This window comes from Actinomadura fulvescens, from assembly GCF_039533225.1.
GTDB classification, from domain to species: Bacteria; Actinomycetota; Actinomycetes; order Streptosporangiales; family Streptosporangiaceae; genus Spirillospora; species Spirillospora fulvescens.
Genome location: NZ_BAAATD010000003.1, coordinates 694,163 through 709,663 on the forward strand (window position 1 = coordinate 694,163; position 15,501 = coordinate 709,663).

Here is a 15,501-nt window from a genome sequence, read left to right on the forward strand (position 1 = left end):
GGCGTTTCACCACGTGTCGATCCAGGGCCGCGGGGCCGTGGGAGGTTCGGCGCCCGCGAAGGCGGTGGTGATCCAGCGGCGGGTGCCGGCGGGGTCGATGACGTCGTCGAGCTCGAAGACGGAGGCCGCGTTGAGGGCCTTGCCGTGGTCGTAGGCCGCGGCGACCATCTGCTCGAACAGGGCCTGGGGGTCGTCCGCGGCCTCCAGCTCCTTGCGGAAGCCCAGCCGGACCGCGCCCTCCAGGCCCATGCCGCCGACCTCACCGGTCGGCCAGGCGACGGTGGCGAGCGGCGCCTTGAAGCTGCCGCCCGCCATGGCCTGCGCGCCGAGGCCGTATCCCTTCCGCAGCACGATCGTGACGACCGGGACGCGGAGGTTGGCGCCGATCACGAAGAGCCGGCTGAAGTGCCGGACGGTGGCGGTGCGCTCGGCGTCGGGGCCGACCATGAAGCCCGGGGTGTCGCAGAGCGAGACGACCGGCAGGCCGTGCGCGTCGCAGAGCTGGAGGAAGCGGGCGGCCTTGTCGGCCGCGTCGCGGTCGATCGCGCCGCCGAGGTGCACGGGATTGTTGGCGATCAGGCCGAGGGGGCGGCCCTCGACGCGGACGAGCGCGGTGATGACGCCGGCGCCGAAGCCGCGCCGCAGTTCGAGGACGGAGCCGGTGTCGGCCAGGTGCTCGATGACGCGGCGCACGTCGTAGGCGCGCAGACGGTTCTCCGGGATGACGTGGCGGAGGAGCCGCTGGTCGTCGCAGGTCCATGACGCCGACGTTCCCTGGAAGTAGGACAGGTGGCGCTTGGCGGCGGCCACGGCCTCCGCTTCGTCCTCCACGAGCACGTCGATGACGCCGTTCGGCACCTGGTCAGCGGCCGGGCCGATCTCCTCGGGCCGGAAGACGCCGAGCCCGCCGCCCTCGATCATCGCGGGACCGCCCATGCCGATGTTGGCGTCGCGGGTGGCGATGATGACGTCGCAGCAGCCGAGCAGCGCCGCGTTCCCGGCGAAGCAGCGGCCGGACGCGATCCCCACCAGCGGGACCTTTCCGCTCAGGCGGCCCATCGCGTGGAAGCTCATGACGTCCAGCCCGGACACGGTGGTGGTGTCGGTGTCGCCGGGCCGCCCGCCGCCGCCTTCGGCGAACAGGACCAGCGGCAGGCGGCGGCGTTCGGCGAGCTCCAGCATGCGGTCGGTCTTGCGGTGGTTCTGGTAGCCCTGCGTCCCGGCCAGCACCATGTAGTCGTACGCCATGACCACGCACTGATGTCCGTTGACGTCACCGACGCCGCAGACCATGCCGTCGGCGGGAGTGCGTTCGATGAGGTCGTCGAGCGAGCGCCGCTGCCGCTGCGCGGCGATGGCGAGCGCGCCGTACTCGGTGAACGTGCCGGGGTCGCAGAGGTCCTCGATGTTCTCGCGGGCCGTCCGGTGACCGCGCGCGTGCCGCCGCGCGACCGCCTCGGGCCGGGACGCGTCGAGCCCGATCTCGTGGCGGCGCCGTACCTCGGCGAGGTCGGCGCGGATCTCGTCCAGGTCGATCTCGGCCTCGTCGTCGGCGTGGTCGCCGCCGGTCTCCGCGGGCTCCACGAAGAGCAGCGGGGCGCCGTCGGTGACGGTCTGGCCCGGCGCGACGGCGAGCGCCCGGACGAGTCCGGACGCGGCGGCGCGCACGACGTGCTCCATCTTCATGGCTTCGAGGATCACCACGGGCGCCCCGGCCCGGACGGGCTCGCCCTCGGCCACCTCGACGCTGACCACCGTGCCCTGGAGCGGCGCGACCACCGGCACCGTCCCGGGCTCGGCGGGCGCCGCGGGTCCGCCGCCGCTTCGCTGCGCGCTCGTCGGCAGCTCCGCGAGGTGCTCGGCGACGAACCCCGTGTCGAACGTGCCGGCGGCGAACGCCGGGTGCCGCAGGATCGCCTGGAGCAGCGGCACGGTCGTCGCCACTCCCCCGATCTCGAACTCGCCGAGCGCGCCGCCGGCCCTGGCCACCGCCGCCGGGAAGTCCTCCGCACGGACGATCACCTTGGCCAGCAGCGAGTCGTATCGCAGGTTCGTCTGGTATCCGCTGTAGCCGTGGGTGTCGACGCGCACGCCCGGGCCCATGGGCGGGGCGAACGCGGTGAGCGTGCCCGCCTGCGGCCTGGGCGTCCCGTCGGCGTCCAGCGTCTCGGTGTTGACCCGTACCTGCACGGCGCAGCCGGTCGCCGCCGGAGGGCCCGCCAGCCCGAGGTCACCGAGGCTCGCACCGCCTGCCAGCCGGAGCTGGGTCTTCACCAGGTCGACACCGGTGATCTCTTCGGTGACCGTGTGCTCGACCTGCAACCGCGGATTGGCCTCCAGGAACCAGAACTCCTCGCCCGCGACGAGGAACTCGAACGTGCCGAGACTCCCGTACCGCACCTGGGCGGCCATCCGCACCGCAGCGTCCAGCAGGCGGTCGCGCAGGCCCGCGGCGAGCGACGGCGCGGGCGCGACCTCGACGAGCTTCTGGTGCCGCCGCTGAACGCTGCAGTCGCGTTCCCACAGATGGGTGACCGCGCCGGAGCCGTCGCCCGCGATCTGCACCTCGATGTGCCGGGCGTGCGGCGCGTACCGTTCCACGTAGAGATCGCCGTTGCCGAACGCGGCGAACGCCTCGGAGCGGCACCGTTCGTACGCCTCGGGCACCTCGGCGGCCGTCTCGGCCACGCGCATGCCGCGCCCGCCGCCACCCGCGAGCGCCTTGAGCATCACCGGTCCGTGCTCCACCGCGAACGCCCGCGCCTCCGCCGGCGACGTCGGCCCGCTCGTGCCCGGCATCACCGGCACGCCGAGTTCGGCGGCCAGCCGCCGCGACCTGGTCTTGTCGCCGAAGAGCTCCAGCAGCTCGGGCCGCGGCCCGACGAAGGTCAGCCCGGCGCCGGCGCATCGCGCCGCGAACGAGGCGTTCTCGCTCAGGAACCCGTAACCGGGGTGGATCGCGGTGACGCCGCGGTCCTTGGCCGCGGCGAGGATCGCGTCGGCGTCCAGATAGCCCGAGGCGCCCTCGCCGGGCAGCTCTCGTCTCTCGCCGGCGCGTCGCGTGTGCAGGGCCGCGGCGTCGTCGCGGGTGTGCACCGCGACCGTCCTGATGCCCAGCTCGGCCGCCGCGCGCATCACCCGGACGGCGATCTCGCCCCGGTTGGCCACCAGGATGCCGTTCATGACCCTCCCGTATCCGGACGTGCTCATTCGCGCATGGACCGAACACCCTCGTCCCAAGGGCACGATTCAGTGTCAGACGCTCCTCGGCAACTCTGCCCAGACGATAATGGCCACCGGCGCCTTGACAGGAAGGGAGTGCCCCAGATGACCGGAGACCGCGCCTCCCTCCGCGACTCACTGCTGGACGCGGCGGCCGAGCTGCTCGTCCGGCGCGGCTACCGGGGCGTCCGGATGCAGGACGTGGCCGCCGCCGTGGGCGTGAGCAGGCAGACCGTCTACAACGAGTTCGGCGACAAGTGGGGCATGGCCCAGGCGGTGGTCATGCGCGACAACGAGCGGTACGTGGACGGCATCGACCGCATCCTCACCGAGCACAGCGACGACCTCTACTCCGCCGTCGCCGCCGCGGTGCGGTTCACGCTGGAGCTGTCCGCCGACGACCCGATCAAGAAGGTGGTGCTGACGGGCGCCGGCGGCGACGAGCTGCTCCCCCTCCTCACCACCCGGGCCGAGCCCGTGCTGTTCACCGCGCGGACCCGCATCATCGAGCACGCGCTGGCGGAGTGGCCCGAGCTCGACCGCGAGGCGTTCACCGAGATCGCCGAGGCCGCCGTCCGGCTGACGATGAGCCACATCGTGCTGCCCACCGAGCCGCCCGACCGCGTGGCCGACCTGATCGCCCGCATGGTCACGCGCTACCTGGACGCCCCGGGCTGACCGGTCGCGTGCGCCGCGTCCGGCGCGCCGCGATCCTCTCGTGGCGCGGCGGAACGGGCGGTGGCCAGGGCGAGGATTCCGGTGCCGAGCACCAGCGGGCCTCCGGAGACGGGGTCGATGACGGCCATGGTCCCGCCGACCAGGATCAGGTAGACGCCCACCTGGAGGGGCAGGCGCCCGGTGGTGCGGAGCGCGCGGTAGGCGAAGGTGCCGATGGCCATGAACCCGACGCCCGCGTAGAGGAACCAGAGCGCGGACTCGCGTTCGGGGTCGCCGCCGATCGAGTCGACGATGCCGTCCTGGACGATGTCTCCCCAGGTGCCCGCCATGGTGACGAACGCGTAGACGGTGTGAATCATCGCGATCCCGATGATGAGCCACGGGACGGTGGGCCGGGGAACACTGCGGTCGGGACTGCTCATGGGACGTCCTCCTGCGAAGGGGCGCCCGCGCGGTCGCCGGTGGCGAGGCGCAGGGCGTGTTCGAAGAGGCGGCGCAGGTCGGCGCCCGCCAGCGGCGGGATGACGTGCTCCGCCCCGATCGTGATCATGTAGAAGAGGTTCGCGACCCGGTCGGCTTCGTCCGGGTCGCCGGTGAGTTCCTGCCAGCGGTCGCGCAGATAGCCGATCCTGGTGCGGTCCACGCGTTCCTGGAGGTCGCGGGCCTCGGCGTCCTGCTGTGCCCAGGCGCGGACCGCCACCTCCAACTCGGGCCCGTGCTCGTCCTTGTCGACCACCAGGTCGAGGAGCCGTTCGAGCCGGGCCAGCGCCGGGGCGTGCGGGTCGGCCTCGGCGAGCTCGATGAAGCGGGTCGTGCTCTCAGCCTCGAAGTGGGCGAGCAGCGCGGTCCGGTAGCCGCCCATCCCCTTGAAGTGGTGGTAGAACGAGCCCTTCGTCAGCCCGAGCCGCTCGGTGAGCCGCTCGATCGTGAGCGCCGGGGCGCCCCGTTCCGCCAGGATCGCCAGGCCCGCGTCCAGCCAGTCTCGTCTGCTCGCCATGCCCTCACCATTCCATACCGTTTGGTACGGCACGACCATACCAAACCGTATGGCATGTTCCGGAGGGCGGGTGCGATGTCAGTGTCCGCTTACTGGATGGGCTACCGTTTGCGGCAGCACGGCATGCGGAGGAGGCGCGAATGGACTTCAACCTGCCCGAGAGCGCGATCGCGGTCCAGGAGGGCGTGCGGGCGATCGCCGGGAAGTACGACCAGGCCTACTGGGACCGGTGCGACGCGGAGAAGCGCTGGCCGGAGGAGGTCTGGCGGGAGCTGGTCCAGGGCGGCTGGCACAGCCTCGCCGTTCCGGAAGAGTACGGCGGCGCGGGCCAGGGGCTGCTGGAGCTCGCGGTCGCCCTGGAGAGCCTCGCGGCCGGCGGCGCGGGCGGTGCCGCCTCGTTCATGTACCTGCTGACCCCGGCGTTCGGCGGGCTGACCATCATGCGGCACGGCACCGAGGAGCAGAAGCGCGAGTTCCTGCCGAGGATCGTGTCCGGCGAGATCGAGACCTGCTTCGCCATCACCGAGCCCGACGCCGGCAGCAACGCCATCAACATCACCACGCAGGCCCGCCGCGACGGTGACCACTTCCTGGTGAACGGCCAGAAGATCTGGATCTCCGGGGTGGAGCGCGCCGACTTCCTGGTCCTGGTCACCCGGACGATCCCCGCGGCCGAGGCCAAGCCCCGTACGGCCGGATTCACGGTGCTGCTCGTCGACATCAAGGACGCCGTCGCCCAGGGCACGCTCACCTATCAGCCGATCCCCAAGCTCGGCACCAACACCGTCGCCTCCAGCATGGTGTTCCTCGACGACGTCCGTGTCCCCGCCGAGAGGGTCCTCGGCCAGGTGGACGAGGGCTTCGCGGTGATGTGGGACATCCTCAACCCCGAGCGCATCCTGGCCGCGGCGGGCGGCGTGGGCTCCGGCGAGCTGGTCCTCCAGGTCGCCTGCGACTACGCGCGCGAACGCGCCCCGTTCGGCACGCCCATCGGCGCCAACCAGGCCGTCGCCTTCCCGCTCGCCAGGGTCAAGGCGCAGATCGAGCTGGCCCGGCTCATGACCTACAAGGCGGCCTGGCTCTGGGACCGGGGAAGGCCCTGCGGCGCGGAGGCCAACATCGCCAAGCTCACCGCCGCCGACGCGTCGTGGCAGGCCGCCGACCGCGCGTTCCAGACGCACGGCGGCATGGCCTACTCGCTGGAGTATCCGGTGGCCCGCATGTTCCGCGACGCACGGATCGCCAAGAACATCCCGGTCGCCGAGGAGCTCGTGCTCGCCCATATCGCCCAGCACGAGCTCGGCCTGCCCAAGTCATACTGAACGCACGTGGCGGGCGACGGAGGAGAGGCGGCATGCCGAAGACACACCACTACGCGCTGGAAGTCACCTGGACCGGCAACACCGGCACGGGCACCAGCGGATACCGGGCCTTCGGACGCGACCACGTGGTGGCCGCCGCCGGCAAGCCCGACCTTCTCGGCTCCGCCGATCCGGCGTTCCGCGGTGACCCCGCGCGCTGGAATCCCGAGGAGCTGCTGGTCGCCGCGCTCTCGCAGTGCCACATGCTGTGGTACCTGCATCTGTGCGCGGGCGCCAAGATCACCGTCACGGCGTACGCCGACCGCCCGTACGGGACGATGCTGGAGACGCCCGACGGCGGCGGCCACTTCCAGGAGGTCGTGCTGCGGCCGCACGTGACGATCACCGACCCGGCGGACGCCGACCACGCCGTGGCCCTGCACGAGCGGGCCCATGAGATGTGCTTCATCGCCCGCTCGGTCAACTTCAAGGTGCATCACGAGCCGACGGTGAGCGCACCGGAGGCCTGACGCGAGGGGTCAGCCGAAGCGGGCGGGCCTCTTGTCCCGGATGGCATCGACGCCCTCGCGCACGTCGGGCCCGGTGAACCCGAGGAACTCCAGCGCGAGCGAGGCGTCGAAGGACGGCCCGGCCATGCGCAGCCAGTTGTTGAGGGCGTGCTTGGTGTAGCGCACCGCTTCGGCGGCGCCGCCGGCGAGGCGCCCGGCGATCTCCAGCGCCCGCTCGTGCACCTCGTCGTCGGGAACGCACAGGCTGACGAGCCCGATGCGCTCGGCCTCCTCGCCCGTGAGCACGTCGTTGAGCAGCAGGTAGTACTTGGCCTTGGCCATGCCGCACAGCAGCGGCCAGATGACGGCGGCGTGGTCGCCGGCCGCGACGCCGAGCCGGGTGTGGCCGTCGAGCAGCTTGGCCGTGCGCCCGGCGACCGAGATGTCGGCCAGCAGGGCCACGGCCAGCCCCGCGCCGACGGCGGGTCCCTGGATCGCGCTGACGACCGGCGTGCCGCAGTCGATGATGTTCATGACGATGTCTCGGGCCTCCCGCAGCACCCGGGCGCGCACCGCGTGGTCGGTCATCATCTCCTCGATCATGTCGAGGTCGCCGCCGGCGCAGAACGCGGTGCCCTCGCCGCGCACGACCACCGCGCGCACGCGGTCGTCGGCGTCGACGTCCCGCCAGATCGCGGCGAGCTCGCGGTGGCCGACGGTGTCGACGGCGTTGAGCTTGCCCGGGCTGCTGATCGTGACGCGCAGCACCCGCGGCGCCGCCCAGTCGATCTTCAGCCGCCGGTACGCCGCGTAGCGTTCCAGCCCGCCGCCACCCGCGCCGTCCTCATTCGCACCGCTGCTCATGCCGCACCCATCTCCCCGGAGATCACGTCGAAGGCCGCGCGCAATCGTCGCACGGCGAAGTCCATCGCCTCCACACCGGCATCGAAGATCTCCGGAAGCAGGAAGAACGAGTGCACGACCCCCTCGAAACGGCGCAGCTCGACCGGTACCCCGGCCTCCCGCATCCTGCGGGCGTAGGCCTCTCCCTCGTCGCGGAGGATGTCGTACTCGGCGGTGATGACCGTGGTCGGGGCGAGGCCGGACAGGTCGGGCGCGCGCAGCGGGGCCAGTCTCGGGTCGGCGGGATCGGCCGCGCCCCGGTAGAGCTCCATGAAGCGGCGCAGCGCGGGACCGTCCAGGCCGTAGCCGGTGGCGAACGCGGCGTGGCTGGCGGTGTCCATGGCGGTATCGGTGACCGGGTAGACGAGCAGCTGGTGGACGAGCGGCACCGCGCGTTCACGGGCGAGCAGGGCGACCACGGCGGCGAGGTTGCCGCCCGCGCTGTCGCCGGCGACGGCGACGGCCCGGGGATCGGCGCCGTACGGCTCGGGGTCGCGCACGACGCCGGCCGTCACCGCCCACGCGTCGTCCACGGCGGCGGGGAACGGATGCTCGGGCGCGAGCCGGTAGTCCACGCTGAGCACCGCGCAGCGGGCGCGCGCCGCGAGCTCGCGGCAGGCGGCGTCCACACTCTCCAGGTCGCCGATCACCCAGCCGCCGCCGTGGAAGTAGACCACCACGGGCAGGGGCGGGCCGCCCGGCGGGACGGGGCGGTAGAGGCGCACGGGCACGGGTCCGCCCGGCGCGGGGACGGTCAGGTCGCGCACGTGCGGCAGGTCGCGCCGCGCGGTGAAGAGCGCCGCCCCCAGTTCGCGGCGCATGTCCTCGATCGTGGGCTCGGGTCCCCCGAACGCCGTCAGGGCACGGACGTCCTCAAGGAATCTCGCGGTCTGCGGGTGCAGGGGCATGCGGCGACCTCCGGCGGGTGACGTGGCATGAATCTACCCGCGGGAGACGACAACGATCAGCGGCCGGACGCCTCGGCGACCAGGGCCTCGAACAGGCGGCGGTCGTCGCCCTCCTCGGGGTGCCACTGCACGCCGAGCCCGAACCGGTGTCCCTGCAACTCGACGGCCTCGACGACCTGGTCGGTGGCCCAGGCGACCGCGACCAGGCCCTTGCCCAGCCGGCTCACGGCCTGGTGGTGATAGGCCGGCACCTCCGCCGCGTCCCCGAGGATCTTGCCGATCGTGCTGTTGGCGCTGATCTGCACGGGGTGGCTGCCCATCATGCCCACGGCGGGGGCGTGCCCCTCGTGGCCGACGGCCTCGGGCAGGTGCTGGACCAGCGTGCCGCCGCGCGCCACGTTGAGGACCTGCATGCCCCGGCAGACGGCCAGGAACGGAAGGTCGGCCTCCACCGCGACGCGGACGAGGGCCAGCTCGAACCGGTCGCGCTGGGGCTGCGGCGGCCCGGTCGCCTCGTGCCGTTCCGCGCCGTACAGCTCGGGGTCGAGGTCCCCGCCCCCCGCGAGGACGAGGCCGTCGAGCCCGCGGACCAGGCTGTCCAGTCCGCGCAGGCCGGCCATCGGCGGCACCAGGACCGGGACGCCGCCGGCCCGTTCGACCGCGCGCACGTAGGGCACGGGCAGCAGCGCCGCCTCGCGGACCCAGACGCCCCAGCGGGCCGGTTCGAGGTAGGTCGTGACGCCGATGAGCGGCGGAGAGCCGCCGGGGACGGCATCGGGGCCCGGGGCCCCGCGGATCGCCTCGCGCATTCCTGTGTTCCCCTCCTCGGTGAGCCTGGCCACGGCTCGATGCCCGAAGTGCGGCGAATCGCCGCGTTCACCCAGGTCATGATGACGCATGACCCCGGATTTCGGACCGTCCCACCCCAGGTCCGATGCCGTCCCAGCCTGCCGTAATCCCCTGGTCCACGCGGCCCAACCCTGCCTCCCCGGCCACGAATTCAGAAACTTCATACCCGGGATGAAGTTTTTCCACCAGTTCGCACCCCGCCTTCTCGGGAGATCATTGCGGCCCATTCGCGACGCGTCACTTCCGCACGCTGGGAACGTTATTCATCGTGACGATCAACTGACCGCAACCGGGGAAGTTGAATACCGATCAGTATGCCTACCCTGGCACTCTTCAGTCGCGATTACGCAGAATAATAATCCGATTACAGTAAGTGGGTAAGCGCGGGCCTTGCCACGAATCGGTTGAGTACCAGCGGCTTTGGGTGCGAGAATCTCCTCAGGCCGGGCCGCTCGCGGGCGCTGGAAGCGCTGGGGAACGGCGAGATCCCGGAAGACAAAGCCAGGGGGCGAGCTTGGCAAATGTCATTGGAACCCCGCGTCGTCAAAGAGAATTTCACACAACTCGGGACATCCGGCGACAAGGCGGCCGCCTATTTCTATGGCCGCCTCTTCGCGGAGAATCCGCGGCTGCGCGCCCTGTTTCCACCCGCAATGGACGTCCAGCGCGACCGCCTCTTTCACGCGCTCACGAAGATCGTATGGAGCCTGGACAGCCCCGGCGCGCTCGCGGCCTATCTCTCGCAGCTCGGCCGCGACCACCGCAAGTTCGGCGTTCTGCGGGAGCACTACCCGGCCGTGGGGGCCGCGCTCATCGCGACGCTGCGCAGGTTCAGCGACGACTGGACGCCGGAGATCGAGGCCGCCTGGATCGCCGCTTACCGGGAGGCGAGCACGCTGATGCTCGCCGCCGCCGACGAGGACGCGGCTCAGGCGCCGCCCTGGTGGGTGGCCGAGGTGCACGACCACGACCGCCGATCCCATGACCTGGCCGTGCTGACCCTGCGGCCCGGCCAGCCTTTCCCGTTCACCGCCGGGCAGTACCTCACGGTGCAGAGCGCCCGCTGGCCGCGTGTCTGGCGGCCCTACTCGATCGCCAACGCCCCGCGCTCGGACGGCATGGTGCGCCTGCACGTCCGGGCGGTGCCCGGCGGCTGGGTCAGCGGCGCCCTGGTCAGGCACACCAGGACGGGCGACAGCGTGCTGCTCGGCCCGGCCCTGGGCACCATGACGCTCGACCCCGATTCCGGCCGAGACCTGCTGCTCATCGCCGGAGGGACGGGCCTGGCCCCGGCCAAGGCACTGGCCGAGCAGGCCGTCATGTCCGGACGGCGGCGCGCCATCCATCTCCTGGTGGGCGCGCGCACCCAACGCGACCTGTACGACCTGCCCGAGCTGCGCCTGCTGGAGTCCGGCTGCCCCGGGCTCCGGGTGATCCCCGTTCTCTCCGAGGAACCGGACTTCGACGGCATGCGGGGCCGCCTGCCCGACGTGCTCTGCCGGTTCGACGGCTGGGACGACCACGATGTGTACGTGTCCGGCCCGACCGACATGATCCGGACTTCGGTCGGCGAGCTCCAGCGGCTCGGTGTGCCACCGGCCCGCATCCACCACGACCTCCTCGGCGCCGAGGAGGCGCTGCACGGGACAGGCGCCCGGCCCTAGTTCGCACTTCCGCCCCGGCCTGGTGTGGTCAGGCCGGGGCGGCCTCAACGGACGGGCCGTTCAGGCCTGGTCGACGGAGGGGATCGCCCGCCAGCGGCACGGGCCGTGGTCGTCGTCGAGCGCGGTCACCCGGTCCTGCGCGCCGAGCATCACCAGGTGCGCGAGCGTCTCCAGCATCGCGGTCCGGCGCATGAACGGCTGGATCCGCGGCCAGGGCCGTGACCACGTCAGCCGCTGCGCGATCTCCCACGCGGTCGCGCCCTCCGTGCCCGCCTTGACGACCTCCAGCGCGATCTCGTCGAGGCGGGCGGTGTGGTGCTCCGCCAGGGCCGTGACCCGGTCGGCGAGCCCCGCGAACCGGTATTCGTGGGCCGGCAGCACCTCTTCCACGTCGAGAGTGCGCACCTTGTCCAGCGAGTCGTAGAAGTCGGCCAGCGGGTTGTGCCGCTGCTGCGGGTGCACGGCGATCGCCGGGGTGATGCGCGGCAGCACGTGGTCGCCCGACAGCAGCAGCCGCCGGTCCGGTTCGAGGAAGCACACGTGCCCCGGCGAGTGACCGGGCGTCCACACGGTGCGCAGGTTCCAGCCGCCGATCGGCACCTGCTCGCCGTCCTCCAGCAGCAGTTCCGGGTCGGTGTGCCGCACCAGCGGCAGGATCCGGCGGGACGCGTCGGCCAGCGGCCCGGCCTCCTCCTCGGGCACGCCGTGCAGCGTCATCTGACGGCGGATCGCCTCGATGAGACCGTCGAAGTCGCGGTAACGCTCACGCAGCAGCCCGGCGTCCGCAGGATGCAGCGCCACCCAGGCCCCCGACTCCTCCCGGACGCGCCCCGCGAGCCCGTAGTGATCGGGATGCAGATGGGTGACCAGCACGGCCTTGACGTCGGTGATGTCGTAGCCGGCGGTCCGCAGGCCCCCGCGGAGCGCCTCCCACGCCTCGGGCGTGTCCCAGCCCGCGTCCACGATGGCGATCCCGTCCGGCAGCTCCAGCCCGTACACCAGGACGTACCGCAGCGGGTTGTCGGGCAGCGGTACCGGGATCGACCACAACCCCGGGCGGATCTGCTCGACCGGCGGCAGGACCTTGTCCTGCCACGCCTGGTGCTGCAACGTCCCCGTGATCTTCATCGGCCGCCTCACCAGCCCGCGCGGCGCCGGAGGAAGTCGGTCGTCCGCGGGTCGGCCGGGTAGAACGATTCGATGGCGAGCTCGGCGACCGTGATGTCGACCGGCGAGCCGAACGTGGCGATCGTGCCGATGAACGACAGCTCCTCGCCGTCCAGCCGCATCCGCAGCGGCACCACGACCTCGTTGCCGGCGGGCGTCACCACGGCCTCGGCCACCGGATCGGTGCCCGGGTAGTCGCGCAGCTCGCGGTAGAGCTGGGCGAGGGACTCGTCGGCGGTGAGCGCCACGTGCCGGCGCACCCGGTCGACCATGTGGGCGCGCCACTCCCCCAGGTTGAGGATGTTCCTGGCCATGCCCTCCGGATGCATGCTGAGCCGCAGCACGTTCACCGGCGGCTCCAGCAGCTCGGGCGGTGCCCCCTCCATGAACAGGCCCGCGGCGCCGTTGGCGTCGATCAGGTTCCAGAACCGGTCCACCACCACCGCCGGGAACGGCTCGTGCGCGTCCAGGACGAGCCGCAGCGCCGACCGGACCGAGTCCATCCGCGGCTCCTCCATCGGCGTCTCGGCGTACACCGGCGCGTAGCCCGCCGAGACCAGCAGCAGGTTGCGGTCGCGCAGCGGCACCTCCAGATGCTCGGCCAGCCGCAGGACCATCTCCCGGCTCGGCACCGAACGCCCCGTCTCCACGAAGCTCAGATGGCGGGTCGACACGTCGGCCGCCGAGGCCAGCTCCAGCTGGCTCAGCCTCCGCCGCTGGCGCCAGGCGCGCAGCTGCTCCCCGATCGGCCGCACGTCGCTGAGCGAAGTCGTCATCGTCACGCCCACGACGCTACTGGCGCCACGTCACGAGCACGATTACCTCGCATGTAATGCGGCTCACTATTACCTCCGGCGTAATGGACCCGGACGCGCTCCGGGCGCGAAGGTCGATCCCACGCCGAGCCCCCGAGGAGAACGATGACCACCGAGATCACCCCCGGCCAGCTGGTCGACGCCATGCCGTTCGCCCGCGCGCTCGGCGTCGAGATCGACGCCGCGGCGCCCGGCGAGGTCACCGGGCGCCTGGCATGGGACGCCGGCCCGGCGCGTCGACGACCACGCTTGAGTCGAAGACCAACTTCTTCCGCGCCGTGCGTTCCGGGCATGTGCGCGCCGTGGCACGGCCGCTCCATGTGGGGCGCACGTCGATCGTCGTGCAGACCGACCTGTACGACGCCGAGGGCAGGCGGGTCGCCCAGGTGACGCAGACCCAGGCCGTTCTCAGGTCCTGAGCCTGGACCCGGCCCGCCCAGCACCTTTACGTTGTAGATTCCTTGCGGAGGTGCTCGCCGAAGAAGGAGAAGATGCGCTCCCAGGCGTCGCCGGCGTTCTCCTTTCCCTCTCCGAGACCCATCACGACCTTCAGCACCGGCGCCAGCGGGGCGGGGACCGCCGTCCCGGTCAGGAAGCCGTGGCCGGTCGCCGGATACTCCTTGACGTCGTGCGGCACGCCCGCCTGGGTGAGCGCCCGTTCGAGCTTGGCCGCCGCACCGCGCAGCGTCCGGTCGCCGGCGCCGTAGCTGGCGATGATCGGGCACGCTCCCTCCAGCGCCTTGGCGGTGTCACCGCGAGGCAGTATCCCGTAGTTGACCGAGGCGGCCTGGAAGTCGTGCTTGGCCGCGGCCACCAGCGCGAACCCGCCGCCCAGGCAGAATCCGATCACGCCGACGTCACCCGTGCAGTCGTCCCGGCCCGCCAGCAGGAGCCGGGTGGCCTCGATGGCGTCGAAGGCCGGACCCTCACCCCGGATCATGTCGCGCATGGCCTTGCGGATGCACCGCACCCATGGCTTGCCGCTGTAGAGGTCGGGCAGCACGGCCAGATAGCCGTTGGCGGCGAGCCGGTCGGCCTGGGCCCGCATGTCGGCGGTGGCGCCCACCGCCTCGAAGAGAACGACGACGCCGGGCCACGGGCCCTCCCCCTCGGGGACGGCGAGATGGCCGGGCAGTTCCAGTGATCCCACAGGGATGCCGATGGTCGTCATGCCTCCCCACCCTGACCCTACGTACAACGTACGCCTAGACCCGGCCGACCAGTGTGACGCGCATCACCGGGCTATCGTGATCTTCATGCGCATCGACCGGATCGACCACCTGGTGCTGACCGTCGCCGACCTGGACGCCGCGATCGACTTCTACACCCGGGTGCTGGGCATGGAGGCGGTCTCGTTCGGTGACGGCCGGCAGGCCCTCGCGTTCGGCCACAGCAAGATCAACCTGCACCGGGCCGGCCACGAGTTCGAGCCCAAGGCCGAGCACGCCCTGCCCGGCACCGCCGACCTCTGCCTGATCGCCGCCACCCCCATCGAGCAGGTCGTCGAGGAGCTCACCGAGCACGGCGTACCCATCGAGGAAGGTCCCGTCGAACGCACCGGCGCGACGGGCCCTCTGCTCAGCGTCTATCTCCGCGACCCCGACCGGAACCTGATAGAGATCAGCAACCCCCGCCGAGCGTGACGAGGAGAACGGCGCGCCAGGACCGCCCCGGCGATCGGGCCTCTCCGGCCGTGGGCGGCTCCGGTCACGGGCAGACGCGGCCGTTGGCCTCGAAGGCGGCGTGGGTCAGCGGCATGAGGGCCGCCCACTGCTCCTCCATCTGCTCGGCGACCATCTCGATCTCGCGCTGCGGGAACGAGGGGAACGTGGAGTCCTCGCGCTTGGTGCGCAGGGAGAGGAAGTTCATCAGGGAGCGGGCGTTGCAGGTCGCGTACATCGAGGAGTAGAGGCCGACGGGGAGCACCGTGCGCGCGACCTCGCGCGCCACGCCCGCGTCGAGCATCTCCAGGTAGGCGCGGTAGGACTGCCGGTAGCTCTCCTCGGTGGCCTCGGTCACCAGCTTGTGCTGCTCGGGCGTCCCGTCGACGAAGACGTACTTGCCCGGCTTGCCCTCCTGGACCAGCTTGCGGTCGGGGCCGGGAACATAGAAGACCGGGTCGAGCTTGCGGTAGCGGCCGGACTCCTCGTTGTAGGAGAACGTGCGATGCCGCATGAACTCACGGAAGACGAAGATGGGGGCCTTGACGTAGAACGTCATCGAGGAGTGCTCGAACGGCGTGCCGTGCCGGTCGCGCATCAGATAGTTGATCAGGCCCTTGGAGCGCTCGGGGTCGGCCTGGATCTCGGCCAGCGAGCTCTCCCCCTTGGTGGACACCCGCGCCGCCCACAGCACGTCCGCGTCCGACGCCGCGGATTTGATCAGCTCGACGACCATGTCGCCGCGAAACTCGATCTCGACCTCGTCGACCGCCACCGGGATCTCCCTCCTCGTTCGTGAACCGCCCCGGCAACCTTAGTGCCGCCCG

16 protein-coding genes are annotated in these 15,501 nt (G+C 71.7%); 6 read left to right on the forward strand and 10 right to left on the reverse strand.

All coding sequences use genetic code 11. The features are described from left to right. Nucleotides 1–6: 6 nt before the first annotated feature. A complete protein-coding gene (locus ABD333_RS15240) occupies nucleotides 7–3,210 on the reverse strand; it encodes a carboxyl transferase domain-containing protein (RefSeq protein ID WP_344541415.1) in 3,204 nt (1,067 codons plus the stop codon). Between the two features lie 117 nt (nucleotides 3,211–3,327). On the opposite strand from ABD333_RS15240, the gene ABD333_RS15245 reads away from it, so the two are divergent. Next, complete coding sequence (locus ABD333_RS15245) at nucleotides 3,328–3,900, forward strand: TetR/AcrR family transcriptional regulator (protein ID WP_344541416.1); 573 nt, start codon at nucleotides 3,328–3,330, stop codon at nucleotides 3,898–3,900. On the opposite strand, the gene ABD333_RS15250 is transcribed toward ABD333_RS15245, so the two are convergent. Beyond that, the gene (locus tag ABD333_RS15250) at nucleotides 3,879–4,322 is read right to left on the reverse strand and encodes a DUF6463 family protein (RefSeq protein ID WP_344541417.1); all 444 of its coding nucleotides are present in this window, start codon (nucleotides 4,320–4,322) and stop codon (nucleotides 3,879–3,881) included. The genes ABD333_RS15245 and ABD333_RS15250 overlap by 22 nt on opposite strands. Continuing rightward, a complete protein-coding gene (locus ABD333_RS15255) occupies nucleotides 4,319–4,897 on the reverse strand; it encodes a TetR/AcrR family transcriptional regulator (RefSeq protein ID WP_344541418.1) in 579 nt (192 codons plus the stop codon). The genes ABD333_RS15250 and ABD333_RS15255 overlap by 4 nt, the downstream gene beginning before the upstream one ends. Before the next feature lie 140 nt (nucleotides 4,898–5,037). On the opposite strand from ABD333_RS15255, the gene ABD333_RS15260 reads away from it, so the two are divergent. Then, nucleotides 5,038–6,219, forward strand: a complete 1,182-nt coding sequence (locus tag ABD333_RS15260; RefSeq protein WP_344541419.1) for an acyl-CoA dehydrogenase family protein — start codon at nucleotides 5,038–5,040, stop codon at nucleotides 6,217–6,219. A gap of 32 nt (nucleotides 6,220–6,251) precedes the next feature. Further along, nucleotides 6,252–6,728: an OsmC family protein gene (locus ABD333_RS15265; RefSeq protein ID WP_344541421.1), complete on the forward strand. Its 477-nt coding sequence runs from the start codon at nucleotides 6,252–6,254 to the stop codon at nucleotides 6,726–6,728. Between the two features lie 9 nt (nucleotides 6,729–6,737). On the opposite strand, the gene ABD333_RS15270 is transcribed toward ABD333_RS15265, so the two are convergent. From ABD333_RS15270 to ABD333_RS15280, 3 genes are read right to left on the reverse strand one after another with little or no spacing between them, the layout of a single operon-like run. Continuing rightward, on the reverse strand, nucleotides 6,738–7,571 hold the full coding sequence (locus ABD333_RS15270; RefSeq protein ID WP_344541423.1) for an enoyl-CoA hydratase/isomerase family protein: 834 nt from the start codon (nucleotides 7,569–7,571) through the stop codon (nucleotides 6,738–6,740). Continuing rightward, nucleotides 7,568–8,518, reverse strand: a complete 951-nt coding sequence (locus tag ABD333_RS15275) for an alpha/beta hydrolase (RefSeq protein WP_344541425.1) — start codon at nucleotides 8,516–8,518, stop codon at nucleotides 7,568–7,570. The genes ABD333_RS15270 and ABD333_RS15275 overlap by 4 nt, the downstream gene beginning before the upstream one ends. Nucleotides 8,519–8,574: 56 nt before the next feature. After that, complete coding sequence (locus ABD333_RS15280; protein ID WP_344541577.1) at nucleotides 8,575–9,327, reverse strand: gamma-glutamyl-gamma-aminobutyrate hydrolase family protein; 753 nt, start codon at nucleotides 9,325–9,327, stop codon at nucleotides 8,575–8,577. 561 nt (nucleotides 9,328–9,888) lie between these two features. On the opposite strand from ABD333_RS15280, the gene ABD333_RS15285 reads away from it, so the two are divergent. After that, on the forward strand, nucleotides 9,889–11,031 hold the full coding sequence (locus ABD333_RS15285; protein ID WP_344541427.1) for a globin domain-containing protein: 1,143 nt from the start codon (nucleotides 9,889–9,891) through the stop codon (nucleotides 11,029–11,031). A gap of 60 nt (nucleotides 11,032–11,091) precedes the next feature. On the opposite strand, the gene ABD333_RS15290 is transcribed toward ABD333_RS15285, so the two are convergent. Both ABD333_RS15290 and ABD333_RS15295 read right to left on the reverse strand, forming a co-directional pair. After that, nucleotides 11,092–12,159, reverse strand: a complete 1,068-nt coding sequence (locus ABD333_RS15290; protein WP_344541429.1) for an MBL fold metallo-hydrolase — start codon at nucleotides 12,157–12,159, stop codon at nucleotides 11,092–11,094. Between the two features lie 8 nt (nucleotides 12,160–12,167). Further along, nucleotides 12,168–12,974, reverse strand: coding sequence for a helix-turn-helix domain-containing protein (locus ABD333_RS15295; protein WP_344541579.1), 807 nt, complete (start codon nucleotides 12,972–12,974; stop codon nucleotides 12,168–12,170). Between the two features lie 254 nt (nucleotides 12,975–13,228). Here ABD333_RS15295 and ABD333_RS15300 point away from each other — a divergent pair, with 254 nt between their 5' ends. Further along, on the forward strand, nucleotides 13,229–13,432 hold the full coding sequence (locus ABD333_RS15300) for a PaaI family thioesterase (protein WP_344541431.1): 204 nt from the start codon (nucleotides 13,229–13,231) through the stop codon (nucleotides 13,430–13,432). Between the two features lie 26 nt (nucleotides 13,433–13,458). Here the strand turns inward: ABD333_RS15300 and ABD333_RS15305 are convergent, their stop codons facing one another. After that, nucleotides 13,459–14,184 carry a dienelactone hydrolase family protein gene (locus ABD333_RS15305; protein ID WP_344541433.1) on the reverse strand — a complete coding sequence of 242 codons (726 nt, stop codon included), beginning with the start codon at nucleotides 14,182–14,184 and terminating at the stop codon, nucleotides 13,459–13,461. An 85-nt stretch (nucleotides 14,185–14,269) separates the two neighbouring features. On the opposite strand from ABD333_RS15305, the gene ABD333_RS15310 reads away from it, so the two are divergent. Beyond that, a complete protein-coding gene (locus tag ABD333_RS15310; RefSeq protein ID WP_344541434.1) occupies nucleotides 14,270–14,656 on the forward strand; it encodes a VOC family protein in 387 nt (128 codons plus the stop codon). A gap of 64 nt (nucleotides 14,657–14,720) precedes the next feature. On the opposite strand, the gene thyX is transcribed toward ABD333_RS15310, so the two are convergent. Then, complete coding sequence (thyX, locus tag ABD333_RS15315) at nucleotides 14,721–15,449, reverse strand: FAD-dependent thymidylate synthase (protein WP_344541436.1); 729 nt, start codon at nucleotides 15,447–15,449, stop codon at nucleotides 14,721–14,723. Between the last annotated feature and the right edge of the window lie 52 nt (nucleotides 15,450–15,501).